This is a genomic window from Micromonospora sp. NPDC003241, from assembly GCF_053589795.1.
Map to the genome: position 1 here is coordinate 1 of NZ_JBSFSO010000009.1, position 25,505 is coordinate 25,505.

Sequence of the window (25,505 nt, forward strand, 5' to 3'; positions counted from 1 at the left end):
AAGCCCGCTACGACCTCCACATCGACGACCTCGCCAACTGGATCGCCACCCGCGGCTACGCCACCACCTCCTGACACCACCACGGCCGGCCCCCCACACAGGGGGCCGGCCATGTGGCATGCAAGGAAGGGACCCCTACTAACGCCTCGTGCATAGGAAGGGACCCCTCCTAACATCCGCACCGCACCCACGCCGACGCCCGCCACCCGCACCCGCGCCGACGCCCGCGCCACGTCCACTCCGTGACGCAGGGTTGCACTCATAGCAAGACGGACGTACGGTTTTGTTGACGGCGCGTATCGGCGGTAAGTGTTGCCTAACCACGGCGGCCTTCCGGCCGGTGCGACAGACTGCTCAGGACTACTCACGGTCGCTGGTGTGAAGGAGTACGACGTGGCGAGCCTCGACACCTTCGGTGCGAAGACCCAGCTACGCGTCGGAGACGCGAGCTACGAGATTTTCAAGATCAGCCAGGTGGAGGGCCACGAACGGCTCCCCTACAGCCTGAAGATCCTGCTGGAGAACCTGCTGCGGACCGAGGACGGCGCGAACATCACCGCCGAACACATCCGCCAGCTCGGCGGGTGGGACCCGACCGCGGACCCCAACGTCGAGATCCAGTTCACCCCGGCCCGGGTGTTGATGCAGGACTTCACCGGCGTACCGTGCGTGGTCGACCTGGCCACCATGCGTGAAGCGGTCCGCGACCTCGGCGGCGACCCCACCAAGGTGAACCCGCTCGCCCCCGCCGAGCTGGTCATCGACCACTCGGTGATCGCCGACCTGTTCGGCCGTGAGGACGCCTTCGAGCGCAACGTCGAGCTGGAGTACAACCGCAACAAGGAGCGCTACCAGTTCCTGCGCTGGGGGCAGTCCGCGTTCAACGAGTTCAAGGTGGTGCCGCCCGGCACCGGCATCGTGCACCAGGTCAACATCGAGTACCTGGCCCGCACGATCATGGAGCGCGGCGGCCAGGCGTACCCGGACACCGTGGTCGGCACCGACTCGCACACCACCATGGTCAACGGCCTGGGCGTGCTCGGCTGGGGCGTCGGCGGCATCGAGGCCGAGGCGGCCATGCTGGGCCAGCCGGTCAGCATGCTGATCCCCCGCGTGGTCGGCTTCAAGCTCTCCGGCGAGATGCCGGCCGGCACCACCGCCACCGACCTGGTGCTGACCATCACCGAGATGCTGCGTAAGCACGGCGTGGTCGGCAAGTTCGTCGAGTTCTACGGCCCCGGCGTGAGCGCCGTGCCGCTGGCCAACCGGGCGACCATCGGCAACATGTCCCCGGAGTACGGCTCCACCGTCGCGATCTTCCCGATCGACGCGGAGACCATCCGCTACCTGGAGCTGACCGGCCGGGACCCGCAGCAGGTCGCGCTGGTCGAGGCGTACGCCAAGGAGCAGGGCCTCTGGCACGACCCGTCCGCCGAGCCGCAGTACTCCGAGCACCTGGAACTGGACCTGGGCACCATCGAGCCCTCGCTCGCCGGACCCAAGCGTCCCCAGGACCGGGTGCCGCTGGGTAGCGCCAAGACGCTGTTCCGCGGCGCGCTCACCGACTACGTCGCGGCCGACGAGACCGGTGGCGACCCGGGCCGCCGCCCCGGCGTGCCGCAGCAGGACAAGCCGTTCGGCACGGCGGGCCCGGCCGACGAGGCCAGCGCCGAGTCCTTCCCGGCCAGCGACGCCCCGGCCAACGAGGTCAACGACCCGGCCGACGCCCCGCGTGACCTGGTGACCGCCGCCGTCGGCTCCGGCGGGCGGGCCAGCAACCCGATCCGGGTCACCGGCGCCGACGGCAACGAGTACGAGTTGGACCACGGCGCGGTGGTGATCGCCGCCATCACCTCCTGCACCAACACCTCCAACCCGCAGGTGATGATCGGCGCGGCGCTGCTCGCCCGCAACGCCGTGGACAAGGGCCTGAACCGCAAGCCGTGGGTGAAGACCACCCTCGCGCCGGGCTCGAAGGTCGTCATGGACTACTACGAGCGGGCCGGCCTCACGCCGTACCTGGAGAAGCTCGGTTTCCACCTGGTCGGCTACGGCTGCACCACCTGCATCGGCAACTCCGGTCCGCTGCCGGAGGAGGTCTCCGCCGCGGTGAACGAGGCCGACCTCGCCGTGGTGTCGGTGCTCTCCGGCAACCGCAACTTCGAGGGCCGGATCAACCCCGACGTCAAGATGAACTACCTGGCGTCGCCGCCGCTGGTGGTGGCGTACGCCCTCGCCGGCACGATGGACATCGACCTGGCCAACGAGCCGATCGGCGAGGACAGCGCGGGCCAGCCGGTCTACCTGCGCGACATCTGGCCGAGCAGCGCCGAGATCCAGGACGTCATCGCCTCGGCGATCGGTGCCGGCGGGTTCAGCTCCGCGTACGCCGACGTCTTCGCCGGTGACGAGCGCTGGCAGTCGCTGCCGACGCCGACCGGGGACACCTTCGCCTGGGACGGCGAGTCCACCTACGTGCGCAAGCCCCCGTACTTCGAGGGAATGCGGCCCCTGCCGGCGCCTGTTCTCGACATCGGTCCGGCCAGGGTGCTGGCCAAGCTGGGTGACTCGGTGACCACCGACCACATCTCCCCGGCCGGCTCCATCAAGGCCGACTCCCCCGCCGGCGAGTACCTGGCCGGGCACGGCGTGCCGCGCCACGAGTTCAACTCGTACGGCTCGCGCCGGGGCAACCACGAGGTGATGATCCGGGGCACCTTCGCCAACATCCGGCTGCGTAATCAACTGCGGATCCCCGGCGCTGGGCAGGCTGCGGGAGCTCCGCTCCCCGAGGGCGGCTTCACCGTCAACCACCTGACCGGCGAGCAGACCTCGATCTACGACGCCTCGGTGGCCTACCAGGAGGCCGGCATCCCGCTGGTCATCCTGGCCGGCAAGGAGTACGGCTCGGGCTCGTCGCGGGACTGGGCGGCCAAGGGCACCATGCTGCTGGGCGTCAGGGCGGTCATCGCCGAGTCGTACGAGCGGATCCACCGCTCGAACCTGATCGGCATGGGTGTGCTGCCGTTGCAGTTCCCGACCGGCGAAAGCGCCGACTCGCTGGGGCTGACCGGCACCGAGACGTTCACCGTCACCGGTGTCACCGCGCTCAACGACGGCTCGACCCCGCGTACCGTGCGGGTCAGCACGGACAGCGGTGTGGAGTTCGACGCGGTGGTGCGGATCGACACCCCGGGTGAGGCGGACTACTACCGGCACGGCGGCATCCTGCAGTACGTGCTGCGGCGCATGATCGCCGGCTGAGCGACGAACTGCCGAAGGGCTCCCTCCCCGGTCGGGGAGGGAGCCCTTCGTTCGTCCGGCCGAGGGCGCTGGACACACCGTCACTCGACGGCGCGGCCACGGGCCTCCCGGATCTTCATCGCGTGCTCCACCACGGTGATCAGCACCTCCTTGACCGACTCCCGGTTGCGGGCGTCGCAGAGCAGCACCGGCACCTCGGGATCGAGGTTCAACGCGGCCTGCACCTCGTCGAGACGGTACGAGCGCGACCCCTCGAAGCAGTTCACCGCGACCAGGAACGGCGTACCCCGCCCCTCGAAGTAGTCGATGGAGGGGAAACAGTCGGCGAGCCGACGGGTGTCCGCCAGCACCACCGCGCCGATGGCACCGAGCGCCAGTTCGTCCCAGACGAACCAGAACCGGTCCTGACCCGGCGTGCCGAACAGGTACAGCACCAGGTCCTCGCTGACCGTGATCCGGCCGAAGTCCATCGCCACCGTGGTGGTCTGCTTCGCCTCGACGCCGGAGAGGTCGTCGATGCCGACTCCCGTCTCGGTCAGGACCTCCTCGGTCCGCAGTGGGCGTGTTTCACTGACCGCCCCGACCAGCGTGGTCTTGCCGACCCCGAAGCCGCCAGCGACCAGGATCTTGATCGCTGTGGGCAGGGCGACCGCTCCCGGCGGCCGCTCAGAGTGCCCGTAGTCCATTGATAACCGCCTCGAAAATGCTGTGGTCGGGTATGCCGACGGTGGTGTGCGGCTCGCGGATCTGCACCAGGCTGCGTGCTACCAGATCGCCGAGCAGGACCCGCACGGTGCCCACCGGCAGGTCCAGGTGTGCCGCGATCTCGGCCACGGACTGGATCCGCTGACAGAGGCCGACGATCGCCAGGTGCTCCGGGCCGAGACCGATCTCCGGGGAGACGTCCGAGCGGGTCGCCGTCACCAGGGAGATCAGGTCGAACGTGCCGGTGACCGGACGGGCCCGGCCGCCGGTCACCGCGTACGGACGGACAACCGGACCGGCATGGTCGTCCACCCACTGGTGGTCCGCGGACTCTCCCTGCACCGTCATCCGGGCTACTTCTCCCCGCCGGTCTGCTCGGCGGACCGGGACGGCGACGCGACGTACTTGCCGACCCTGGTGACCAGCATCGCCATCTCGTACGCGATCAGACCCACGTCGGCGTCCTCGGAGGCCAGCACCGCGAGACAGGCGTTACGGCCGGCGGCTGTGACGAACAGGAAGGAGGACTGCATCTCGATGATTGTCTGCTGGACCTGCCCGCCACCGAACCGCTTGCCCGCACCGCGGGCCAGGCTCTGGATACCGGCCGCCATCGCTGCCAGGTGCTCGCCGTCGTCGCGGCTGAGCCCCTGCGACGAGGCCATCAGCAGACCGTCGGCGGACAGCGCCACCGCATGTTCGGCCTGCTTGACCCGGCCGACGAGGTCGTCCAGCAACCACGTCAGGTCGGCACTCGAAGCCGTCTTCTGCGCCACTTCGTCGTCCTCTTCTCCCCGGCTCTTCGCCGTGCTCATCTGGGCCTGACCAGCGCTGACCCGGGCCAACGGGCCAGCGACGCGGATCAGGTCGCCGGTTGGTCGGCGCCGTCGGAACCGTCCTCGGCACGCCGGCCGCCATCGAGCAACCTAGCGGCGTCGGAGCGTCCGCGCCGGGTGCCCGTCTGGTACGAACTCATCATGCGCCGAACCTGTTCTGGTTCGCGGATCACGTCTTCGCCGTCGTCGGCCGTCTCGGGCTCGTTGCGCAGCGCCGGGGCGAGACTGGCCTGTCGTACCCGGACCGGCAGGCCCGACTCGGTACGCCCCAGGTCGGACTCGGCCACCGTCGGCGTACCCGGCTCGGGCGGGGTCGCCGCCGGAACGGGCGGGCCCGTCGGCGCACCGGGCGCGCCCACCGTGTCGGCCGGCAGGCGCGGCGGCCGGGCCGGGCCCTCGCCCGGCGCGGAGGTCACCGGCACCTCGATCGGGATGGTCGGGCCGTCCAGGGCGGACTGACCGGGCCGGCGGCGGGACCTGGTCGGCAGGATGGTGGTCTCCTCGACGGACTCCACCGAGGGCTGCGCGACCGGTCCGGCGGTGGCTTCCCGCGCTGCGGTGGGTGAGGCCACCGCGACCGGTGCGGGTGACCGCTCGTCGGCGGCGGGGACCGCTCCGGCGGGCAGCGCCGGAGCCTCGCTCCGCGTGGCCGGCGGCGGGACCGCCGGCTGTGCGCCGTCCACGGTGATCAGGTCACTCGGGACCAGCACGACCGCGGTCGTCCCGCCGTACGGCGACTCCTTGAGGTGTACCCGCACCCCGTGCCGGTCGGTCAGCCGGCTCACCACGTAGAGACCCAACCGGGACGCGTCGGCGAGGTTGAGTTCGGAGCGGTCGGTGATGCGGTGGTTGGCGGCGGCCAGGTCCTCCTCGGTCATGCCGAGGCCACGGTCCTCGATCTCGATGGCGAATCCGTTGGCGACCAGTTGTCCCCGCACCTCGACGGTGGTGTGCGGCGGCGAGAACGACAGCCCGTTCTCGATCAGTTCGGCGAGCAGGTGGATGACGTCACCGACGGCCCGCCCGGCCAGCGACACCCCGCTGATCGGGAGCACCTGGACCCGGGTGTAGTCCTCGACCTCACCGACCGCGCCACGGACCACGTCCACCATCGGCACGTTGCGGCGCCACGCCCGGCCGGGCGTGGAGCCGGAGAGCACGATCAGGTTCTCCGCGTTGCGCCGCATCCGGGTGGCCAGGTGGTCGACGCGGAACAGGTCCTCCAGTTCCTCCGCGTCCTGCTCCCGGCGCTCCATCGAGTCGAGCAGGGTGAGCTGGCGGTGCACCAGGGCCTGGGTACGCCGGGCCAGGCTGAGGAACACGTCGCGTACCGCGCGACGCAGTTCCGCCTGCTCCACCGCGGTCCGGACGGCCGTCTCCTGCACCACGTTGAACGCCTTGCCCACCTGACCGATCTCGTCGTCACCGAACTGCAGCGGCGGCGCCTCCTTGGCCACGTCCACCTGCTCGCCACGGCCGAGCCGATCCACCACGCTGGGCAGCCGCTCGTTGGCGAGCTGGAACGCGGCGTCCCGCAGGCGCTGCAACTGCTGCACCAACGCACGGGCGGTGGTGACCGAGACGACCACCGAGGCGATGACGGCGAGCAGACCGAGACCGGCGGCGAGCACCAACCGGATGATGACGCCGACGGCGACGGGGGTCGCCCGTTCGACCACGTCGTCACCACCGGCCAGCACGACGTCGCCGATCTCGATCAACGCCGGGCTCGTGGCATCGGTCCACGCCTCGGCGCTGAACGGCACCCGGGTGCTGTTTCCGGCCAGCATGACCTGGTTCTCCAGATCGGCCAGTCGACGGAAGTTCGGGCCGGCGGACATCTGCTGGTAGCGCGTCTGGTCCGCCTGCGGCAGCCGGACGACCGCCTGGTCCGCGACGAACTGGCGGGCACCGACGACCCGGGTGAACTCCGCTCGCTCGCTCGAGGTGATCCGGCCGGCGGCCAGCACCCCGGCGAGCAGGGCGTCCTCCTGGGACAGCAGTTCCCGGGCCCGGTTGAGCTGGATCAGTTGGACGGTGTCCTCGGCGACCTGGTCGTCATCGAGGTTGCCCAGCTCGTCGTAGACCTGATAGATCGACTCGATCACCTCGGTGAACGCCCCGCCGGCCTCGCTGCGGCCGATGTTGCGGCCGTCCACGGCCGCCCGCGTGTCCGACAACGCGGTGAGCCCACGGTTCAGCTCGCCGATCCGCTGGTGCAGGCCGTCGCTACCGAGCAGGCCGACCTGCCAGTGCCCGGCCGACTCCTCGAACTCGGCGGCCAGCTCGTCGGTGCGCTGACGCACCTGCACGAGCTCACCACGCCTGCGGTCCTCGGGCCGACCGAGGTACGCCAGCGAGGTCCGGCGTTCCAGCTGCAACTGCAACAGCAGTGGCTCGGTGGGATCGAACACCCGCACGTCGAGCGCCTGTACGCCGACCAGGTTGACGCCCTCGCGGACGGTCACCCAGGCGGTGAAGCTCCAGAGTGCCACCAGAGAGGCCAACAGGGCCACGACCTTGGTACGCAGATTCGAACTGCGGGAACCCATTACACCGTCCCTGGCCCGGAGCGAGTTGATCGGTCAGTCAGGCGGGCCACACACGCACCGACCCCGGCGCACGCTAACAGCGTCACCGTAGCAACTCAAGCGCTCGTGATCATGCCCTGGTGGGGGGCTGCGGCGCCCTCACCGCCACGGCGTGCCGCGCCGGATTCGAGCGCCAGACGCCGTGCCGCGAGCACTGCCGCGCGGACCACCAGGACCGGGGTGTAGAGATCCTTGTCATGCCACAATGGAGGGTCGCCGACGGTGTCGACCTGCAGATGTGCCAGTGCCCGAGCAGCGGCCTGCACCGCCTCCGGCCGCCGGTCGCCCGTCCCGAGCAGGACCTGCACCGCGTACGCCGTCTCCTCGGTGGTGGTCGACCAGCGTCCCCAGCCGCCGTCGTCGCGCTGGGTGGCGAGCACCCAGCCGATGGCCCGGTCGACGGCCTCCCCGGCGGCCTCCGGCGGTGCGTGACCGGCCAGCGCCAGGGCCGCGCAGGAGGTGGCGTAGTAGGGCGAGGCGTGCCAACGGTCCGTCCAGTGGCCGTCCGGCTGCTGCACCTCGCGCAACCAGCCACCGAGGGCGGCCACCCGGGCGCCGTACCGGTCCGCGCCCTCGCGGGTGTGCCGGGCGTGCCAGCCCAGCGCCTCCAGCACGTGCGCGTTGGTGGTGATCGAGTCGCCGTCCTCTCCGCGCCAGGTGCAGAAGTGACTGCCGAGGTCGTAGCGGAACAGACTGGTCGGGTCGACCGGCCGGCCCAGCCGGGCCAGGGCGTACAGGGTGGCCGAGGTGGTGTCGGCGTCGGCCGGCAGCCCCGGCCCGGTCGCCGCACCGTCCGGTCCGAGTGCGTCGGCCAATCCGGCCACCACCGCCGGCGACGGTCGGACCGGTATCCCCGCCCGGATGAGCGTGCCGAGTGTCCAGGACCGCTCGAAGACGCTGATCGGGGTGCAACACGGCACCGGGCCGTCGTGGCGGGCCACCACCTCGTCCAGGTACGCCCGCGCGGCCCGGTCCGGTGCACGCCGGTGGTTGAGCCACCCGGCCGTGGCGGCTGGTGAGGCGCCCACCGCGCCGTCGATCGGGCGGACCTCCTCGCGGGTCGCGGCGTTCGGCCCCAGTACCTCGTAGGCGTGCCACAGCTTGCGCGGCATCGGCCGGTCGGTGGCGAGCAACGCGGAGACCGCGTCGAGGCGCCGCCGGTCCACCCGGGGCAACGGATGCAGGCCGGGCAGTGCCGGGGCGCCCCCGTCGCGTAGCCGGGTCAGGTGCGTGTCGATGCGACCGGTCAACGCCGGCACGATCAGGTCGGCCGCCGGGGTGTCCGGCAACGGCGCGCCGGCTCCCAGCCGCCGGGCCAGCGCGGTCAGCCCCCGAGCGGCGGCGTCCACCAGGTCCGACCGCGCCGGGCCGGAACGGTGGGCCGGCTCGTCCCGGGCGAGCACCGCGACCAGGGCCTCGACCGCGCTCGCCGTCGGCACGAGGCCGTACCCGCCGGGCAGGCCCCAGGCGCCGTCCGGTCCCTGCTGACCAAGCAAATACGCCAACCGCCGGCCGTGGCCACCGAGCCACGGGGCGTCGGCGACCAGGCGACCCGTCTCGTAGACCGAGGCACTCACCTGCCCGGCCGGTTCCCGGTCCAGGTCCGCGACCAGGTCGGCGGCCGCGTCGGTGACGCGCTGCGCCGCCTCCGGTGGTCCGGTGACGCCTGCGGCCGTCACGGCGTGCCCCAGAAGTCGGTGGACCGGTAGAAGCCGCTGCTGAAGCCGATCTGCCGGGCCAGGTAGTCGGCCGCCACCGGGCAGTCGACGCGGAGCGTCGCGAGCTGGTCCCGGGCCTCGGCGACCAGCTCGACGATCCGCTTCTCCACCTCGGCGCGGGACACCAGTAGCAGCGCGTTGAGGTCGCCCCAGCGCAGGTCGCGCTCGTACGTGCCGAGGTCGTTGACCAGGCGTAGGATGCGCTGCACCTGGTCGCTCGCGGCCAGCAGCGCGTCGAGGTGCGCCAGGGTGGCCGGATCGTCGCTGTGGATCCAGTGCACGACGTTGACCACGGTGCAGGCCAGGTTGGCGGCGTTGTCCAGGTACTCCGCGAACCCGGGCCGGGTGTCCGGCGACTGCTTCCAGTCCCACTCCCGGGCCATCGCGACGAGCACCTTGCGGGTCTCCTCCCGCCAGCGCTCGCGGTGGGCGGCGAAGGCGGGCACCGTGGCGAGTTCGTCGCGCAGCTCGGCGAGGAAGGCACCGAGCTGGTCGCCCTCCTCGGGCGTCCCGCCGTCGACCACCGCCAGGCAACGGGCGGTCAGCCGGTCGATCTCGTCGCGCGAGCGGGCCTCGTGGTCCACCAGCCAGTCCACGGCGAAGCCCCACAGCACCGCCCGGTTGGTGACCCGGAGCCGGTCGAGGTCGCACCAGGGCGCGCCGAAGGCGATCGCCATCGCCACGTTGCCGAACAGCGTGGCGTCGAAGGGCCGGGCCGGGAACAGCTCGGGGTACGCGGCGGCGACCGCCGCCAGGTCGCGCTGACCCTTCGCGGCGAGGGCGCAGATCCGGCCCTGTTCGGCGGCGTCGGTCATCTGGTCGCCGGAGCCGACCGGCGACACCTCGGTCCGGGAGCTCACGCCGCGACACCCTGCGCGGGCCGCAGGACCACCTCGACCGGTTCCAGGGGGCGCAACGCGGCGGCCACCTTGATGCCGGGTACGGCCGGACGGCACAGCCGGAACCGGAACCGGCTCAGCAGGCCGGCCACGATCAGCGTCGCCTCCAGATAGAACAGGTGCATGCCCAGGCACTGGTGCGGGCCGCCGCCGAACGGGAAGTGCGTGTACCGGTGCCGCTGTCGGGCCTGCTCGGGCCGGAACCGGTCCGGGTCGAAGACGTCGGGTCGCTCCCAGAACTTCGACATGCGGTGGGTGATCAGCGGGCTGACCACCACAGTGGAGCCGGCCGGGATCCGGACCCCACCGATGACGTCCTCCTCGACCGCGTTGCGGGGGAAGAGCCAGCCGATCGGATAGAGCCGGAGCAGCTCGTCGAGCACCTGTCGGGTGTAGCGCAGGTCGCGCAGGTGTTCCTGGCGTACCGGCTGGCCGCCGATCACCTCGTCGATCTCGGCGTAGAGCCGGGCGGCGATCTCGGGGTTGCGCTCGATGTGCGGCCACAGCCAGGTGAGGACGCTGATCGTGGTCTCGGTGGTGGTGGCCACCATCGCCACCGTGTCGTTGCGGACCTGCTGCTCGTCGAGTCGGCCACCGCCCTCGGTGCGGCCCCGCCACAACGTGCTGATGATGTCGTCGGCGTCGTCGGCGGTCTCGTGGCGGGCGGCCCGCACGGTCGGCAGCAGGAGGTCGTCGATGAGCTGTACGGCCCGGCGGAACGTCCGGTCACCGGGCATGGGCGCGGCCAGCGGCGCCCACGGCATCAGGATGCGGGGCATCACCGAGCGGGCGATGTCGTCCTGCGCCTGCATGATCCGCATCGCGTCGGGCACCGAGATCCGGTCCGCGAAGAAGACCCGCATGATCGCCGAGCAGACGATGCGGGCCTGCACCGTGCCCATGTTGACCGGTCGACCGGTACGCGCCGGCTCGGCCAGCTCGTCGACGGCCTCCTCGATGGCGAGGGCGAGACGGTCGACCATCGCGTCGATGCGGCGGGCGGTGAACAGCGGCTGGAGGATCTGCCGGCTGTCGGCCCAGTGTTCGCCGTCGCTGAGGATGCCCTCGCCGAACAGCCGCTTCAGCGGGCGCCACTGCAGACCGTCGCCGGCGCGCACGTAGTTGCCGGAGCGCTCGCGCAGGACCTGTTGCAGGTGCTCGGGGTGGGTGACCAGGTACGGGCGCAGCGAGCCGAGGTTGAGCCGGACGACCTCACCTGCGGAGCGTTCGCCGAACTCGACGAGGGCGCGGGCCGGATCACGCAGCAGGTTCGGTAACGTGTATCGCAGCGGGATCGATGCCGGTCTCCGGGTTCGGGCGCAGTTCACGTCGTCGGCTCCCAGTTGGGCGGGCCCCGGGGGTGAGGGGCGTTACTCTTCGAAATGCCACGATTGCGATGAGCATGACATTGCCGTAGCACTCCTCACTAGTCACGTACCGAGAAATCTTCGTGGTCGACATTCCCGCCGTCCACAACGGAGACGTGGCGTACGAGTCAGGTGCACGAGGGACACCGCACTCTTCCGGCACTCCCGTCCACCGCTCATCGCGCCTGCTCAACACCGGTCCGCGCGGCCTCGCCCCGAGTGCCGACCCCACGCCGACGCCCGGCGCTCCCGGACCCCGCCGGCTCTCTCAGGTGATCTTCGTCATCCCTGCTCACATCGGGGGTACGGAACCCGTGGCAACGATCGGCCGACCGGGCGGGCAGGCCCCTCGACGCGGTCCCGCCGCGAAGAACCCGGGCGCGGCCGGGCCCGCTGTGCCAGGCTCAGGGGCATGGACGACACGACCATCCTGAGCCGGATCTCCGATCTGGTCGACGAGGAGCACCGGCTGCGCGCCGAGGCGCAGGCCCACGAGGCGGGCACCGACGACGAGGCCCGTGCCCGGCTGCGTGCGCTGGAGGAGTCCCTCGACCAGTGCTGGGACCTGCTCCGCCGTCGACGCGCCGCGCGGCAGGCACACGGCGACCCCGACGCCCAGGGCGCACGCCCGGTGCCCGAGGTCGAGCGGTACCTCCAGTAGGCACCCGTCGGGCTCCGGGCGGCGGCGGAACCGCCCCCCGGAGCCCGTCGTCCGGCCCGACCGACGGCCGACGCCGGACCGTCAGCGCAGACCGGCCTCGCGGGCCAGCAGATCGGTCAGAGCGTCCGGCTCCTGAGGCAGGCCCCGAGCAGTGAACCAGGTGGCGACGACCCGTACGTCCCGGGCCAGGAAGTCCCGCCCCTGCGGGTTCGCCACCACGTCGACCACCTGCGGCAGGTCGATCAGGACCAGCCGCCCCTGGTGCACCAGCAGGTTGTACGGCGACAGGTCACCGTGCGCGTACCCGGCGCGGGCCAGCACCACCAGCGCGTCGACGAGCTGCTCCCACAGCCTGCGCAGCTCGCCCGGGTCGGGACGCAGCTCGGCCAGCCGGGGCGCGGCCCGCCCCTGGTCCGGGTCGCCGAGGAACTCCAGCATCAGCTCGGTGCCGCGCAACTGCACCGGGTACGGCACGGCGACGGTGCCGAACCGTTCGCCGATCTCCCAGAGCCGGGCCAGCGCGGCGAACTCGGCCGCCGCCCACTGCCCGGCGACCATCTGCCGGCCGAACGCGGTCCGCCCGGTCATCGCGCGCATCTCCCGGGACCGGCGGACCCGCCGTCCTTCGAGATATCCGGCGTCGCGGTGGAAGAGCCGGTGTCGGGGATCGCGGTAGCGCTTCGCCGCCAGCAGACAGGACCGGTCGGTCTCCGGCACGGCCCGGCGGACCAGGTGGACGTCGGCCTCCTTGCCGGTCTTGAGCACCCCGAGTTCGGTGTCTTTCGCGGCCAGTTCGGTGACCAGCCATGCCGGATGGGGTTGCGGGCCGTGCACCGCGTCGTCCCAGGAGGACCAGACCTCGCCGGTCTTCGGGTCGGGCTCGTCGTCCGGGTCGGTCGGGGCGGGGCCGGACGGCCGCCCGCGCTTCAGGAAGTGTGGTTCGTCGTCGTCGAAGCGGCGCTTGCCGCGGGCTCGGCGCTCCGGCACCGAGGAGTCGTGATCGCGCACTGCGCTGGTCGTCCCTTGTTCGAGGTGGATGGAGGCAGGAATTGACCTGCGAGAACGGCCATGACCGACCTCCTCTCCTCGACCGGGCGCACGCCCGGCAGCACGATGCGCGGACCATGCTCGTCGCGTCGGCCCGCCGGGGCAACCGGTTTTCGACCTCAGGCGCGGGTACGCCCCGCCGCGCCACCCGTGGCGCCCATGATCGCGGCGATGGCGGCGATCACCGTGTCGACGGTGACCGTCGGCGCGAACCGGGCGTCCGTCCAGGGCCGACCCCGGTGCAGCCAGACGCTGGGCAGCCCGACCGCGGTGGCGCCGCCGATGTCGGCCTCCGGGCCGTCGCCGATCACCCAGGCGCCGCGCAACGGCATCCGGGCGCGTTGTGCGGCCAGCGCGAAGATCCGTGGGTTGGGCTTGCTGACCCCGGCCTCCTCGGAGATCACCCAGTCGGCCACGTACCGGTCCAGGCCGGTCCGCCGGATCTTGGTGTCCTGTAGGCGGACCGTGCCGTTGGTGACCACCACCGGCATCCAGCCGGCGTCGTCGGCGATCCGCAGCGCGCAGGCGACCAGCGGATCGAGCCGGGTGAACTCGACGATGCCCTCGTGCAGCTCCTCAACCAGGTCGATGGAGGGGATCCGCAGGCGGTAGCGGTCCCGGATGGCGTCGGCGACGTCCCACCGGTCGGTGAGCCCGTCGGCGTCTATCGACAACAGCCATTCGATGTCGTGCGCGGGCGCACCGATGCCGTCGAGGAAGCGCTCTGCCCAGGTGCGGAACGGCCCGGCTCGATCGAGCAGGGTGTTGTCCAGATCCAGCAGGAGCAGTGGCACTCGGGCACCTTACGGGAATCCGGTGCCCGCCCGACAGGGCCGGAGGTTACGCGGTGATGTCGTACCGGCACCGACCCCGACCAGAACCCGATTTCCAAGCCGTACGTACGGTTTGCGTTACCCCGGGTGAGCTGACACGATCGTGACGTGCCCAGAGTAAGTCAGGACCAGCTCGACGCCCGTCGACACGAGATCCTCACCGCCGCGCGCGCCTGCTTCGCTCGGCACGGCTACGAGGGCGCCACCGTGCGCCGGCTCGAAGAGGCGACCGGGCTGTCCCGAGGGGCCATCTTCCACCACTTCCGGGACAAGGACTCGCTCTTCCTGGCCGTCGCCGAGGACGACGCGGCGACGATGGTGGAGACCGTCGCCCGCAACGGTCTGGTCCAGGTCATGCGGGACCTGCTCGCCCGCGCGGTCTCTCCGGACACCACCGGATGGCTCGGCAGCCAACTGGAGGTCTCCCGACGGCTGCGGACCGATCCGGCCTTCGCCAAGCGGTGGGCCGAGCGCTCGGCGGCCATCGCCGAGGCCACCCGGGACCGCCTGTCCCGGCAACGCGAGGCCGGAGTGCTGCGCGAGGACGTACCCATCGACGTGCTGGCCCGCTTCCTCGAACTCGCCTACGACGGCCTGGTCCTGCACCTGGCCATGGGACGACCCGCCGGCGACCTCGGCCCCGTCCTCGATCTGGTCGAGGAGGCCGTCCGTCGCCGCTGAACAGTCGGTAACGGCCCGATAACCCGGCTGTCCCGGCCTCGGCACGGTGGCGTCCGCGCTCCACAATGAGTCTGCGTTCCCTTCGCGCGACAGGAGCAGGCCATGACGGATCCCGCGGCGGACTTCCACACCTGGGGTATTCCCAGCCGCACCTTCCTGTTTCTCTATCTGGCGGCGGCGCTCGTCCTCGTCGTCGGCACCCTGATCCACCGCCGGGCGGTGCTGTCCGGCCGCTCCGCGCCCCCCGCCGACCAACTCGGCCCGCAGCAGCTCGCCTTCCTCAACGGCGGCGAGAACCTGGCGGTCTGGACCGCCATCGGCGCGCTGCGGGGACAGGGCGTGATCGGGGTCGACAAACACCACCGGCTGACCGCCGACGCTCCCCTGCCTCCCGGCGTGACCCCGCTCGACCGCGCCGTCCACCACGCCGCCAGCCAGCGCTGCCCCGCCCGCCAGGTCGTCACGACCGAGTGGGTGAGCCGGGCCCTCACCGAGCTGCGGGACGGCCTGGACCGGCACGGACTGCTGGTCACCCCGGAGCAGCGGGCGGCCCTGCGGATCGGCCCGCTGCTGATGGCCGTGCTGTCTGCGGTCGGCATCGCGCGCATCTTCGCCGGCGCAGCCAACGGGCGACCGGTCTGGTATCTCGTGGCCGTCGTACTCGCACTCAGCGTGGTGGCCACCCTGCTGTTCGCCCTGGTGCCCCGACGCACCAAGGCCGCCGACGCGGCGCTGCGGCTGCTCCGCATGCGCAACCACCACCTCGCACCCCGCAGTAACCCGTCGTACGCCACCTACGGCGCCGCCGGCACCGCGATGGCGGTGGCCCTCTACGGCAGCGCCACGATCTGGGCCATGGACCCCACCTTCGCCCAGCAGGCCGAGCTCCAGCGCCAGGCGGCCACCGGCACCGGCGGCACCGCCGCCTGCGGCGGTGGCAGCACCGCAGGCGCGAGCGACAGCAGCAGCGGCGGCGGCTGCGGAGGGGGAGGCGGCGGCGGGTGCGGCGGCGGTGGAGGATGCGGCGGATGACCGGCCCGCACGGGGTGGGCATCGGCTGGCGACCGGAGATCGCCGGATTCGTCGCCGACCTGCCCGGCCTGCGCTTCGTCGAGGTGGTCGCCGAGGGCGTGTCCCCCGCCGACCCACCCGACGGGCTGGTCGAGCTGCGTCGACGCGGCGTGACCGTGGTGCCGCACGGGGTACGGCTCTCCCTCGGCGGCACCGAACCGGTCGATCCGGCCCGGGTCGGTCACCTGGCGGCGGTCGCCGAGCTGGTGGCGGCGCCCCTGGTCAGCGAGCACATCGCCTTCGTCCGGGCCGGTGGCCTGGAGGCCGGGCATCTGCTGCCGCTGCCCCGCACCCGCGAGGCGGTCGACGTGGTCTGCGCCAACGTCGCCCGGGCCCGGGCCGACCTGCCGGTGCCGATCGCGCTGGAGCCGATCGCCGCGCTGTTCGACTGGCCGGACGACGAACTCGACGAGGCCGCGTTCCTCACCGAGATCCTGGACCGCACCGACGCGCTGCTGCTGCTCGACATCGCCAACGTGCACGCCAACGCCCGTAACCGGGGCACCGACCCGCTGGCCCTGCTGGATCGGCTGCCGTTGGACCGCGTCGCGTACGTGCACGTCGCCGGCGGCGCCGACCACGGCGGCTTCTATCACGACACCCACACCGACCCGGTCGGACAGGACGTCCTCGACCTGCTCGCCGAGGTGTGCGCGCGGCACCGGCCACCGGCGGTCATGCTGGAACGCGACGGGCACTACCCGCCCGCCGCCGACCTGCGCGCCGAGTTGGACGCCATCGCCACCGCCAGCGGCTTGCCGATGGTGACGTGAGCACCGACGCCCACGACCCACCCGCGCCGGGTGGCACGCTGGCCGAGCGGCAGGCGCGACTGGTGGCCGCGCTGGTGGCCGGTGGCCCACCGCCCCCGGGGTTCGCGCCCGCACCGCTGGCCGCCGCCCGTGCGGCGCTGCTACGCAAGCGGGCCGGCGAGGTCGCCCGACACTGGCCGCTGCTCACCGCTGCCCTCGGCCCACGCTGGCCGTCGACCTTCCTCACCTGGGCCGCCGACCGGCCCACCGGCGGCGGCCTGCGCGACGGCTGGGACCTGGCCCGCGCGCTGCGCGACCGCGCCGAACTGCCACCGCTGGGCGCCGAGGAACTCGCCGTGCGGGAAGCCAGCCTGCGCTACGACGGCGCTCGGGCGCCACGCCCCCGACGCTCCCCCGCACTCGCACGCGTCGACGGCGCCGTCGCGATCCAACTCGCCGGCCGCGTACGCCTCCTCCGGAGGTAAGGAAGGGACCCTTTCTAACGCCTGCGGTAGAGCAGGGGTCCCCTCCTAACATCAGGGCTCGGCGGGACGGACGGACCCGGAGGTGCCGGACCCACACCGGCTGCGGCAGGATCGGTGGCATGGATCTAGGACTCACCGACCGGGTGTACGTGCTCACCGGCGCCTCGCGCGGCCTCGGTCACGCCACGGCGCGGAGCCTGGTCGCCGACGGCGCCCGGGTGGTGCTCTCGGCCCGGCACGCCGACACGGTGGCCGCCGCCACCGCCGAACTCGGCGGGCCGGAACACGCCGTCGGCATCACCGCCGACCTCACCGACCCGGACACGCCCGAACGGCTGGTGCAGGCCGCGCACCAGCACTTCGGCCGACTCGACGGCGCCCTGGTCTCGGTGGGTGGACCGACCCCCGGCAGTGCCGCCTCGGTCGACGACGAGCAGTGGCGACGCGCCTTCGAGACCATCTTCCTGGGCAGCGTACGGACGGTGCGGACGGTGGCCGGGGCGCTGCCCGACGGAGGCGCCATCGCACTCGTGCTGTCCACCTCGGCGCGGGGCCCGGTCACCGGGCTGGGCATCTCCAACGGGCTGCGCCCCGGTCTGGCCGGGGTCGCCAAGGACGTCGCCGACGAGTACGGCCCCCGTGGCGTACGGGTGGTCGGGTTGCTGCCGGGGCGGATCATGACCGACCGGAACCGGGAACTCTTCGCCGCCAGCGGCGACCCCGAACAGGCCCGCGCCGAAGCCGAGGCCGGCATCCCCCTGCGCCGCATCGGCGACCCCGACGAGTTCGGGAGGGTGGCCGCGTTCGTGCTCTCCCCGGCCGCGAGCTACCTGACCGGGGTCACCATCCCCGTTGACGGCGGCGCGCTGCGCGGCCTGTGACCGGGCAACCGAAGGGCGGCGCTGACCGTCCGGCGACCAGGCGACCGGAAGGCGGTCCCGCCAGTCCGGCGACCGGGCGACCGGAAGGCGACGCTGCGCGGCCGGTGACCGGGCAAGCAGAGGGCGGCCCGGTGCGAAGTGCCCGTGGCGCGGCGGTGCCGGGTCCCGGACCCGCAGCTCGGACCGACGGCGTGAATCGGGGGTACCGGCCGACCCGGGAGGAGTTGGCGGCGGCCGTGGACCGACTGCTGCCGGACGTCATCGCGCCCGGGTTGGACGTGCTGTTCGTCGGGATCAACCCCGGGCTGTGGTCGGCCGCGACCGGCTGGCACTTCGCCCGCCCCGGCAACCGGTTCTGGCCGGCGCTGCACCGGGGCGGGTTCACCCCGCGCCTGATGCACCCCAGCGAACAGGACGCGTTGCCCGGGCTCGGGCTGGGCATCACCAACGTGGTGGCCCGGGCCAGTGCCCGCGCCGACGAACTGTCCGCCGCCGAACTGGTCGACGGGGCACGGAAGCTGACCGGCAAGGTCGCCGCGTACCGGCCGCGCTGGGTGGCGGTGGTCGGGGTGACCGCGTACCGGATCGGCTTCGCCCGCCCGAAGGCCACCTTCGGCCGGCAGCCCGAGTCGCTGGCCGGTGCCCACCTCTGGGTGCTGCCGAATCCCAGCGGCCTGAACGCGCACTACACCCCGCAGACGCTCGGTGCCGCCTTCGCCGAACTGCGCGAGGCGACGGCCCGGGAGTGAACGCCCGTCAGTTGGCGGCGGCGGGCGGCAGCGCCTCGTCGGCGAGGTACTCCCGCGACGGGATGATCACCGGCTCCATCATGGCCTGGTCGGTGTGCGGCGTCGGCGAGTCGGCCACCGCGAACTGGGTGCGGTACAGCTCGGCGTAGAGACCACCGACGGCGACCAGTTCGTCGTGCCGCCCGCGCTCGACGATGCGGCCCTCGTCGAGGACGAGGATCTGGTCGGCGTCGCGGACCGTGGAGAGCCGGTGCGCGATCACCAGCGCGGTACGCCCGGTCAGCGCCACCGACAGCGCCCGCTGCACGGCCGCCTCGCTCTCCGAGTCGAGGTGCGCGGTCGCCTCGTCGAGGATCACGATCGAGGGTGCCTTGAGCAGCAGCCGGGCGATCGCGATGCGCTGCTTCTCACCACCGGAGAAGCGGTAGCCGCGCTCCCCGACGGTGGTGTCCAGCCCGTCGGGCAGCGCCCGGACCAGGTCGGCGACCTGTGCACCGGCCAGCGCCGCCCACAGTTCGTCGTCGGTGGCGTCCGGCTTGGCGTACCGCAGGTTCTCGGCGATCGTCTCGTGGAACAGGTGCGAATCCTGGGTCACCACGCCGATCTCGTCCCGCAGCGATTCGAGCGTGGCGTCCCGCACGTCGACGCCGCCGACCAGCACCTGGCCATCGGTGACGTCGTAGATGCGGGAGATCAGCATGGACAGCGTGGACTTGCCCGCGCCGGAGGGCCCGACCAGGGCCACCATCTGCCCCGGCTCGACCCGGAAGGAGACGCCCTTGAGCACCGGCTCGTTGACCGTACGGTCCAGCGTGGCGACCTCCTCCAGCGACGCGAGGGAGATCTCGGCGGCGCTCGGGTAGCGGAAGCGCACGTCACGGAACTCGACCCGGCCGGCGTCCCGGGGCACCGCAACGGCGTCGGACCGCTCCTTGATCGCCGGATCCAGGTCGAGCACCTCGAAGACCCGGTCGAACGAGACCAGCGCGCTCATCACGTCGACCCGGACGTTGCTCAGCGCGGTGAGCGGACCGTAGAGCCGGGTGAGCAGCAACGCGAGCGTCACGACCGTGCCGGCGCTGACCTCGCCGGTGACCGCCAGCCACCCGCCGAGCCCGTAGGTGAGCGCCTGGGCCAGCGAGGCGACCAGCAGCATCGCCACGAAGAACGTCCGCGAGTACATCGCGGAGGTGATGCCGATGTCGCGGACCCGCTCGGCGCGGGCGGCGAACCGGCCGGCCTCGGCGTCGGGGCGACCGAAGAGCTTCACCAGCAGCGCGCCCGCGACCCCGAACCGCTCGGTCATGGTCGCGTTCATCTTGGCGTCGAGGTTGTACGACTCGCGGGTGATCTCGGCCAGCCGCCGACCGACCCGCCGGGCCGGGATGATGAACACCGGCAACAGCACCAGCGACAACGCGGTGATCTGCCAGGAGAGGGTGAGCATCACGGCGGCGGTGAGCAGCAGCTGGATCACGTTGCTGACCACGCCGGAGAGCGTCGAGGTGAAGGCCCGCTGGGCCCCCATCACGTCGTTGTTGAGCCGGCTGACCAGCGCACCGGTCTGGGTGCGGGTGAAGAACTGCAACGGCATCCGCTGCACGTGGTCGTAGACCCGGGTCCGCAGGTCGAGGATGATGCCCTCGCCGATGCGCGCCGAATACCAGCGCTGCGCGAGCGAGAGCATCGCGTCGGCGACGGCCAGGCCGGCGATGAAGAACGCCAGCCGGATGACCAGCGCGCCGGCCTCGTCGCCGCCCCTGGTGATCGCGTCGATGACCTGACCGGCGAGCAACGGGGTGGCCACCCCGATCACCGCCGCGACGATCACGGTCAGCAGGAACACGACGATGTCGCGCCGGTACGGTCGGGCGAACGCCACGATCCGCCGGGCGACGCCACGCTGCAACCGGTGACTGGAGATCTCGTCACCGTTGCGCATCGACCGCAGCATGCTCCAACCGCCCATGCCGCCGGCGGCCATCGGGTTGGACACACACACCTCCGGGAAGGGCCTCAGTACGCCGTCGGGTCAATTCTCCCGACAGCTACGACAACCTCGTGAGTAACCCGGATCTTCCCGAACGGTCCTTACTATTCTGCGTACCCGGCAAGATCGCGGATCCGCCGGGTCTGTGCCTCCCGCTCGGCCCGCTGCTGCTCGGCGTGCGTCCGTCCGGACGCACCGGCGAGCAGTGCCTTGATCTCCACGACGGCGTCACGCTGGTGCGCGAGCAGCCCGGCGGTGAGATCGCGTACCGCGTCGTCCAGCTCCGCGTTCGGCACCACCAGGGTGGCCAGGCCGAGCCGGTCCGCCTCGACGGCGTCCATCCGCCGACCGGTGGTGCAGATCTCCAGCGCACGGGCGTAGCCGACCAACTCCACCAGGCGCTTCGTGCCGGCCAGGTCCGGGACCAGGCCCAGCGTGACTTCGGCCATGGACAGCTTCGCGTCCTGCGCCAGCACCCGCAGGTCGCAGGCGAGGGCGAGCTGGAATCCGGCGCCGATGGCGTGCCCCTGCACGGCCGCAACGGAGATGACGTCCGGCCGGTGCAGCCAGGTGAAGCCGCTCTGCAGGACGGCGATCTGGTCGGCGCACTCCGCTTCCGGCAGTGCGGCCAGCTCGGCGAACGAGCCCGGCCCGGTGGCGCCCACGACCGCCAGGTCGAGGCCGGCGGAGAACGCCCGCCCCTCACCCCGGACGACCACGACACGTACGTCACCGGGCAGGTCCCGGGAGAAGTCGCTCATCGCGCGCCACATCGACGGGGTCTGCGCGTTGAGCACGTCGGGCCGGCACAGGGTGACCGTGGCGATCGGCCCGTCACATTCCAGCCGGACCCCGGTCGCCTCGGTGGTCACCGGGCGGCCCGGGTCACGGTGGTGGTGTACGACGCTGACGGGCGGGTCACGCCTTCTTGCGGCGCCGGGCCCCGCCGCGCTGCCGCAGCTGCACCCCGGACTCGGTGAGCACGCGGTGAATGAACCCGTAGGATCGGCCGGTCGAGGCCGCGAGAGCACGGATGCTCTCTCCTCCGGTGTACCGCTTGACGAGGTCCTTGGCGAGCGTCTGACGCTCGGCTCCGACGATCCGGCGACCCTTCTCAGTGCTGGTGGCTGTGCCAGTGGCTGCCATGCTGTGTCCTCACGTCCCAGACTGTGCGGTTCGGATACGGTCCCACCTATTAGACCGCCTCGAACGATCATGCGCCAGATATCAACTATTCGCCAACCGACACGCTATGCAATGTCAGCTTCCCGATAGGTGACGACCGTCGGCACGCGGTCGCGGGGCGGGGCCCGCCAACGGCCCGGAGCTGGCTCTCGGCGGCCGGCCACCGCTCGCACGCACGGTACCGCCGACACCACGGACCGCCACCGCCCCCTCACCAAAGGTATAGACCGCGGTCACCGTCCGGCGCTCCGAGGCGCAGGCGCCCCGACCGGGCTGAGCCGCCTCGCCCTCCGTCGCACTCCGACCGGCCTGTTGGCCCGTACGCTGCCGGCCATGCTCGACCTGCTCGGCACCGCAACCGTCGCCGCGGTGGTCTTCGCCGCGACCAACATCGACGACATCGTCATCCTGACGGTGTTCTTCGTCGCCGCCCGCACCACCGGCCGTCCCCGCATCGGGCAGATCGTCACCGGCCAGTACCTGGGCATCGGCGCCCTCGTGCTGGCCAGCGCCGTGGTCGCGGCCGGGCTCCTGGTCGTACCCGACGAGTGGACCGGCCTGCTCGGGCTGCTGCCGATCGCCCTCGGTGTCCGCGCACTGCGACGACGCGACGACGACGAGCCGCCTCCGGTGGTCGCCGGTGTGGTCGGCGTGGCCGCCGTGACCATCGCCAACGGCGCCGACAACGTGGCCGTCTACGTGCCGGTGCTGCGCACCCTCGGTGTCGCCGACGCCGCCGTCTTCGGGCTGGTCTTCGCCGGCCTGGTCGCCGTGTGGTGCGTGGCCGGCGCCTGGCTCGGCGGCCACCCGAGGGTGACCCGGCTGGTCGAACGCGCCGGCCACTGGCTGGTGCCGACGATCTTCGTCGCCGTCGGCGTGGTCATCCTGGCCACCTCCGGCGTCGTCGGGCACCTGCTCGATCTCGCCCGCTGACCCCGGCGTGCGTGTAAGGAGGGGTCCCTTCCTATACACCAGGCGTTAGTAGGGGACCCTTCCTTACACCGGGTCAGGCCAGCTCGACCAGTTCCAGCAGGTCGTCGCTCCAGGCGTCCTCGTCGCCGTCGGGCAGCAGGATGGCCCGGTCCGGCTTGAGCGCCAGCACCGCGCCCGGGTCGTGGGTGACCAGGACGATCGCGCCCGGGTAGTTGGCGATCGCGTCGAGCACCTGCTCCCGACTGACCGGGTCGAGGTTGTTGGTCGGCTCGTCCAGCAGCAGCACGTTCGCCCCGGAGCAGACCAGGGTCGACAGCGCCAGCCGGGTCTTCTCGCCACCGGAGAGCACCCCGGCGGGCTTGTCCACGTCCTCGCCGGAGAAGAGGAACGCACCGAGGATCTTGCGCAGCTCGGTGTCGGTCTGCTCGGTCGAGGCGGCCCGCATGTTCTCCAGCACGGTCCGCTCGACGTCCAGCGTCTCGTGCTCCTGCGCGTAGTAGCCCAGCCGCAGCCCGTGCCCGGGCCGCACCTCGCCGGTGTCCGGCTTCAGCAGCCCGCCGAGCATCCGCAGCAGCGTGGTCTTGCCGGCCCCGTTGAGCCCGAGGATGGCCACCCGGGAACCCCGGTCCACCGCCACGTCCACGTCGGTGAAGATCTCCAACGACCCGTACGACTTGGACAGGCCGGACGCGGTCAGCGGGGTCTTGCCGCACGATGCCGGAGCGGGGAAACGCACCTTGGCCACCTTGTCGCCGACCCGGACCTCCTCCAGCCCGGACATCAGGCGTTCGGCACGCCGGGCCATGTTCTGCGCGGCCACCGTCTTGGTGGCCTTCGCCCGCATCTTGTCCGCCTGGGCCATCAGGGCGCCGGCCTTCTTCTCGGCGTTGGCCCGCTCCCGGCGCCGCCGCCGCTCGTCGGTCTCCCGCGCCTCCAGGTACGCCTTCCAGCCCAGGTTGTAGACGTCGACCACGGAACGGGTGGCGTCGAGGAACCAGACCTTGTTGACCACCGACTCCAGCAGCGAGCCGTCGTGCGAGATCACCACCAGCCCGCCCTTGTGGTTGGCGAGGAAGCTGCGCAGCCAGGTGATCGAGTCGGCGTCGAGGTGGTTGGTGGGCTCGTCGAGCAGCAGGATTCCGCCGCCGTTGTCGGCCGCGTCGCGGAACAGGATCCGCGCCAGCTCGATGCGGCGGCGCTGACCGCCGGAGAGGGTGCCGATGGTCTGCGCGAGGGCCCGGTCGGGCAGCCCCAGGTTGGCGCAGATCCGGGCCGCCTCGGCCTCGGCCGCGTACCCGCCGAGCGCGGCGAACTGGTCCTCCAGCGCGCCGTACCGGCGGACCAGGCGCTCGTCGCCGCCGTCGGCGAGCTGGTTCTCCAGGTCCTTCATCTGCGACATCAGCGCGTCCAGGCCACGGGCGGAGAGCACCCGGTCCCGGCCGGTGACCTCCAGGTCGCCGGTACGCGGGTCCTGCGGCAGGTAGCCGACGGCGCTGCGCCGGTCGATCTGTCCGGCGTACGGCTGTCCCTCACCGGCGAGCACCTTCAGGGTGGTGGTCTTGCCGGCGCCGTTGCGGCCGACCAGGCCGATCCGGTCCCCCGGCTGCACCCGCAGCGTGGTGTCGGACAGCAGGATCCGGGCGCCGGCGCGCAGTTCCAGGCCGCTGGCATTGATCATGTCGGGGTACTCGCTCTCGGGGATCCGCAGGGCTGACTCAGGGCACACGAAAGCGCCGGCGGATCATGGTGACCCGTCGGCGCGGGGCGTTCAGCCTTCGCAGAGCAGCACGGGTCGATTGTACCGGGCCCCGGTGAACGGCGAACGCGGATTACCGACCAAGATCGTCGGGTACCGATTCGCCGTCCGGACCGGTTCCGGCCCGCGAGCCACTGACTGATCGGGGTCATCATGGAGCTGAACGAGAACGCGCGGATCGACACCAGCCAGGTGGAGGACCGGCGAGGTGGCGGTGGAGGCGGCGGCGGGCTGGGCATCCCCATCCCGATCGGCGGTGGCCGCGGCGGCATCGTCGGACTCGTCATCGCCGTGCTGGTGGCGCTGGTGGGTGGCGGCTTCGGGCTGAACGCCATGACCGGCGGCGGCGAGCAGGGCGACAACACCGCGCTGGAACAACGCTGCGAGGCGCCGGACGCGTTGGAGCAGCTCGACTGCCGCAACAACCTCTACGTCAACTCGATCCAGGCGTACTGGCGTACCGCCCTGCCGGAGGCGTTCGGCGAGCAGTACCGGCCGACCCGTACCGTCTTCTTCGACCAGGCCGTCAGCACCGCCTGCGGTCAGGCCGACTCGGGCGTCGGCCCGTTCTACTGCCCGGCCGACTCGCTGGTCTACATCGACCTCTCCTTCTACGAGGTGCTCGCCCGGCAGCTCGGCGCCACCGGCGAGTTCGCCCAGCCGTACGTGCTGGCCCACGAGTACGGCCACCACGTCCAGAACCTGCTCGGCACCAACGAGCAGGTCCGCCGCCAGCAGCAGCGGGACCCGGGCAACGCCAACGACCTGTCGGTCCGCCTGGAGTTGCAGGCAGACTGCTTCGCCGGCGCCTGGGCCAAGAACGCCACCGGCACCGCCGACGATCGCGGCCAGAAGATCTTCACCAGCATCACCGAGCAGGACATCGCCGAGGCCATCGACACCGCCGAGGCCATCGGAGACGACGCCATCTCCCGGCGCGCCGACCGGCCGGTCAACCCGGAGGAGTTCACGCACGGCTCTTCGGCCGACCGCAAGCGCTGGTTCAGCCGAGGCTACGAGACCGGCACCCCGGCCTCCTGCGACACCTTCAGCGGCGCGATCTGACGCGGTGCGGACGGGCCCCGGTCGACGCCTTCGGGG

General features: G+C 72.0%; 23 protein-coding genes. 10 read left to right on the plus strand and 13 right to left on the minus strand.

Features of this window, described 5'->3' with window-relative positions; all coding sequences use genetic code 11:
* Positions 1-378: 378 nt before the first annotated feature.
* Positions 379-3,264, plus strand: coding sequence for an aconitate hydratase (locus ACWDVW_RS09980; protein ID WP_449946547.1), 2,886 nt, complete (start codon positions 379-381; stop codon positions 3,262-3,264).
* Between the two features lie 80 nt (positions 3,265-3,344).
* On the opposite strand, the gene ACWDVW_RS09985 is transcribed toward ACWDVW_RS09980, so the two are convergent.
* The 7 genes from ACWDVW_RS09985 to ACWDVW_RS10015 form a co-directional block, all read right to left on the minus strand.
* A complete protein-coding gene (locus ACWDVW_RS09985; RefSeq protein WP_396743019.1) occupies positions 3,345-3,950 on the minus strand; it encodes a GTP-binding protein in 606 nt (201 codons plus the stop codon).
* Entirely contained in the window at positions 3,931-4,317 is a 387-nt protein-coding gene (locus ACWDVW_RS09990) for a DUF742 domain-containing protein (protein ID WP_350696614.1), read from the minus strand. Before ACWDVW_RS09990 ends, ACWDVW_RS09985 begins: the two co-directional genes overlap by 20 nt.
* Positions 4,318-4,322: 5 nt before the next feature.
* Complete coding sequence (locus ACWDVW_RS09995; protein WP_350696613.1) at positions 4,323-4,784, minus strand: roadblock/LC7 domain-containing protein; 462 nt, start codon at positions 4,782-4,784, stop codon at positions 4,323-4,325.
* Positions 4,785-4,831: 47 nt separating this feature from the next.
* The gene (locus tag ACWDVW_RS10000) at positions 4,832-7,357 is read right to left on the minus strand and encodes a nitrate- and nitrite sensing domain-containing protein (RefSeq protein ID WP_449946549.1); all 2,526 of its coding nucleotides are present in this window, start codon (positions 7,355-7,357) and stop codon (positions 4,832-4,834) included.
* 95 nt (positions 7,358-7,452) lie between these two features.
* Complete coding sequence (locus ACWDVW_RS10005) at positions 7,453-9,075, minus strand: prenyltransferase (protein ID WP_449946551.1); 1,623 nt, start codon at positions 9,073-9,075, stop codon at positions 7,453-7,455.
* The gene (locus ACWDVW_RS10010) at positions 9,072-9,929 is read right to left on the minus strand and encodes a terpene synthase family protein (RefSeq protein ID WP_449946796.1); all 858 of its coding nucleotides are present in this window, start codon (positions 9,927-9,929) and stop codon (positions 9,072-9,074) included. Before ACWDVW_RS10010 ends, ACWDVW_RS10005 begins: the two co-directional genes overlap by 4 nt.
* A gap of 41 nt (positions 9,930-9,970) precedes the next feature.
* Positions 9,971-11,308 carry a cytochrome P450 gene (locus ACWDVW_RS10015; RefSeq protein ID WP_449946797.1) on the minus strand — a complete coding sequence of 446 codons (1,338 nt, stop codon included), beginning with the start codon at positions 11,306-11,308 and terminating at the stop codon, positions 9,971-9,973.
* Between the two features lie 484 nt (positions 11,309-11,792).
* On the opposite strand from ACWDVW_RS10015, the gene ACWDVW_RS10020 reads away from it, so the two are divergent.
* Complete coding sequence (locus ACWDVW_RS10020; RefSeq protein WP_449946553.1) at positions 11,793-12,041, plus strand: DUF2630 family protein; 249 nt, start codon at positions 11,793-11,795, stop codon at positions 12,039-12,041.
* An 81-nt stretch (positions 12,042-12,122) separates the two neighbouring features.
* On the opposite strand, the gene ACWDVW_RS10025 is transcribed toward ACWDVW_RS10020, so the two are convergent.
* Positions 12,123-13,049, minus strand: coding sequence for an RIO1 family regulatory kinase/ATPase domain-containing protein (locus tag ACWDVW_RS10025; RefSeq protein ID WP_449946555.1), 927 nt, complete (start codon positions 13,047-13,049; stop codon positions 12,123-12,125).
* A gap of 158 nt (positions 13,050-13,207) precedes the next feature.
* Positions 13,208-13,882 carry an HAD family hydrolase gene (locus ACWDVW_RS10030; RefSeq protein ID WP_350696602.1) on the minus strand — a complete coding sequence of 225 codons (675 nt, stop codon included), beginning with the start codon at positions 13,880-13,882 and terminating at the stop codon, positions 13,208-13,210.
* 147 nt (positions 13,883-14,029) lie between these two features.
* Between ACWDVW_RS10030 and ACWDVW_RS10035 the strand changes: the two genes are divergently transcribed.
* The 6 genes from ACWDVW_RS10035 to mug all read left to right on the plus strand — a co-directional run bounded on the left by ACWDVW_RS10035 (position 14,030) and on the right by mug (position 18,540).
* A complete protein-coding gene (locus ACWDVW_RS10035; protein WP_350696601.1) occupies positions 14,030-14,602 on the plus strand; it encodes a TetR/AcrR family transcriptional regulator in 573 nt (190 codons plus the stop codon).
* Positions 14,603-14,704: 102 nt separating this feature from the next.
* Complete coding sequence (locus ACWDVW_RS10040; protein ID WP_449946557.1) at positions 14,705-15,634, plus strand: TIGR04222 domain-containing membrane protein; 930 nt, start codon at positions 14,705-14,707, stop codon at positions 15,632-15,634.
* The gene (locus tag ACWDVW_RS10045; protein WP_449946559.1) at positions 15,631-16,446 is read left to right on the plus strand and encodes a DUF692 domain-containing protein; all 816 of its coding nucleotides are present in this window, start codon (positions 15,631-15,633) and stop codon (positions 16,444-16,446) included. The genes ACWDVW_RS10040 and ACWDVW_RS10045 overlap by 4 nt, the downstream gene beginning before the upstream one ends.
* Positions 16,443-16,910: a hypothetical protein gene (locus ACWDVW_RS10050; protein ID WP_449946561.1), complete on the plus strand. Its 468-nt coding sequence runs from the start codon at positions 16,443-16,445 to the stop codon at positions 16,908-16,910. Before ACWDVW_RS10045 ends, ACWDVW_RS10050 begins: the two co-directional genes overlap by 4 nt.
* Positions 16,911-17,029: 119 nt before the next feature.
* The gene (locus ACWDVW_RS10055; RefSeq protein WP_449946563.1) at positions 17,030-17,791 is read left to right on the plus strand and encodes an SDR family oxidoreductase; all 762 of its coding nucleotides are present in this window, start codon (positions 17,030-17,032) and stop codon (positions 17,789-17,791) included.
* A 191-nt stretch (positions 17,792-17,982) separates the two neighbouring features.
* A complete protein-coding gene (gene mug, locus ACWDVW_RS10060) occupies positions 17,983-18,540 on the plus strand; it encodes a G/U mismatch-specific DNA glycosylase (RefSeq protein WP_449946565.1) in 558 nt (185 codons plus the stop codon).
* Positions 18,541-18,547: 7 nt separating this feature from the next.
* Here mug and ACWDVW_RS10065 read toward each other — a convergent pair whose 3' ends face one another.
* From ACWDVW_RS10065 to ACWDVW_RS10075, 3 genes are all read right to left on the minus strand, one after another.
* Positions 18,548-20,524 (minus strand): ABC transporter ATP-binding protein, encoded by a 1,977-nt coding sequence (locus ACWDVW_RS10065; RefSeq protein ID WP_449946799.1) that lies wholly within the window; start codon positions 20,522-20,524, stop codon positions 18,548-18,550.
* Between the two features lie 110 nt (positions 20,525-20,634).
* A complete protein-coding gene (locus ACWDVW_RS10070; protein WP_449946566.1) occupies positions 20,635-21,402 on the minus strand; it encodes an enoyl-CoA hydratase/isomerase family protein in 768 nt (255 codons plus the stop codon).
* Between the two features lie 46 nt (positions 21,403-21,448).
* Positions 21,449-21,676, minus strand: coding sequence for a helix-turn-helix domain-containing protein (locus ACWDVW_RS10075; protein ID WP_007072022.1), 228 nt, complete (start codon positions 21,674-21,676; stop codon positions 21,449-21,451).
* A gap of 372 nt (positions 21,677-22,048) precedes the next feature.
* Between ACWDVW_RS10075 and ACWDVW_RS10080 the strand changes: the two genes are divergently transcribed.
* A complete protein-coding gene (locus tag ACWDVW_RS10080) occupies positions 22,049-22,648 on the plus strand; it encodes a cadmium resistance transporter (RefSeq protein ID WP_449946569.1) in 600 nt (199 codons plus the stop codon).
* Between the two features lie 73 nt (positions 22,649-22,721).
* Here ACWDVW_RS10080 and ACWDVW_RS10085 read toward each other — a convergent pair whose 3' ends face one another.
* Complete coding sequence (locus ACWDVW_RS10085) at positions 22,722-24,326, minus strand: ABC-F family ATP-binding cassette domain-containing protein (RefSeq protein ID WP_449946801.1); 1,605 nt, start codon at positions 24,324-24,326, stop codon at positions 22,722-22,724.
* Between the two features lie 231 nt (positions 24,327-24,557).
* Here ACWDVW_RS10085 and ypfJ point away from each other — a divergent pair, with 231 nt between their 5' ends.
* On the plus strand, positions 24,558-25,469 hold the full coding sequence (gene ypfJ, locus ACWDVW_RS10090; protein WP_449946571.1) for a KPN_02809 family neutral zinc metallopeptidase: 912 nt from the start codon (positions 24,558-24,560) through the stop codon (positions 25,467-25,469).
* Positions 25,470-25,505: the final 36 nt, after the last annotated feature.

Bases quoted from the DNA above. Each gene is read 5' to 3' on its own strand.
- ACWDVW_RS10010 (WP_449946796.1), bottom strand. From the start codon at position 9,929: ATGACCGACGCCGCCGAACAGGGCCGGATCTGCGCCCTCGCCGCGAAG.
- ACWDVW_RS09985 (WP_396743019.1), bottom strand. From the start codon at position 3,950: ATGGACTACGGGCACTCTGAGCGGCCGCCGGGAGCGGTCGCCCTGCCC.
- ypfJ (WP_449946571.1), top strand. From the start codon at position 24,558: ATGGAGCTGAACGAGAACGCGCGGATCGACACCAGCCAGGTGGAGGAC.
- ACWDVW_RS10085 (WP_449946801.1), bottom strand. From the start codon at position 24,326: ATGATCAATGCCAGCGGCCTGGAACTGCGCGCCGGCGCCCGGATCCTG.
- ACWDVW_RS10000 (WP_449946549.1), bottom strand. From the start codon at position 7,357: ATGGGTTCCCGCAGTTCGAATCTGCGTACCAAGGTCGTGGCCCTGTTG.
- ACWDVW_RS10055 (WP_449946563.1), top strand. From the start codon at position 17,030: ATGGATCTAGGACTCACCGACCGGGTGTACGTGCTCACCGGCGCCTCG.
- ACWDVW_RS09995 (WP_350696613.1), bottom strand. From the start codon at position 4,784: ATGAGCACGGCGAAGAGCCGGGGAGAAGAGGACGACGAAGTGGCGCAG.
- ACWDVW_RS09990 (WP_350696614.1), bottom strand. From the start codon at position 4,317: ATGACGGTGCAGGGAGAGTCCGCGGACCACCAGTGGGTGGACGACCAT.
- ACWDVW_RS10065 (WP_449946799.1), bottom strand. From the start codon at position 20,524: ATGGCCGCCGGCGGCATGGGCGGTTGGAGCATGCTGCGGTCGATGCGC.
- ACWDVW_RS10045 (WP_449946559.1), top strand. From the start codon at position 15,631: ATGACCGGCCCGCACGGGGTGGGCATCGGCTGGCGACCGGAGATCGCC.
- ACWDVW_RS10075 (WP_007072022.1), bottom strand. From the start codon at position 21,676: ATGGCAGCCACTGGCACAGCCACCAGCACTGAGAAGGGTCGCCGGATC.
- ACWDVW_RS10020 (WP_449946553.1), top strand. From the start codon at position 11,793: ATGGACGACACGACCATCCTGAGCCGGATCTCCGATCTGGTCGACGAG.
- ACWDVW_RS10040 (WP_449946557.1), top strand. From the start codon at position 14,705: ATGACGGATCCCGCGGCGGACTTCCACACCTGGGGTATTCCCAGCCGC.
- ACWDVW_RS10080 (WP_449946569.1), top strand. From the start codon at position 22,049: ATGCTCGACCTGCTCGGCACCGCAACCGTCGCCGCGGTGGTCTTCGCC.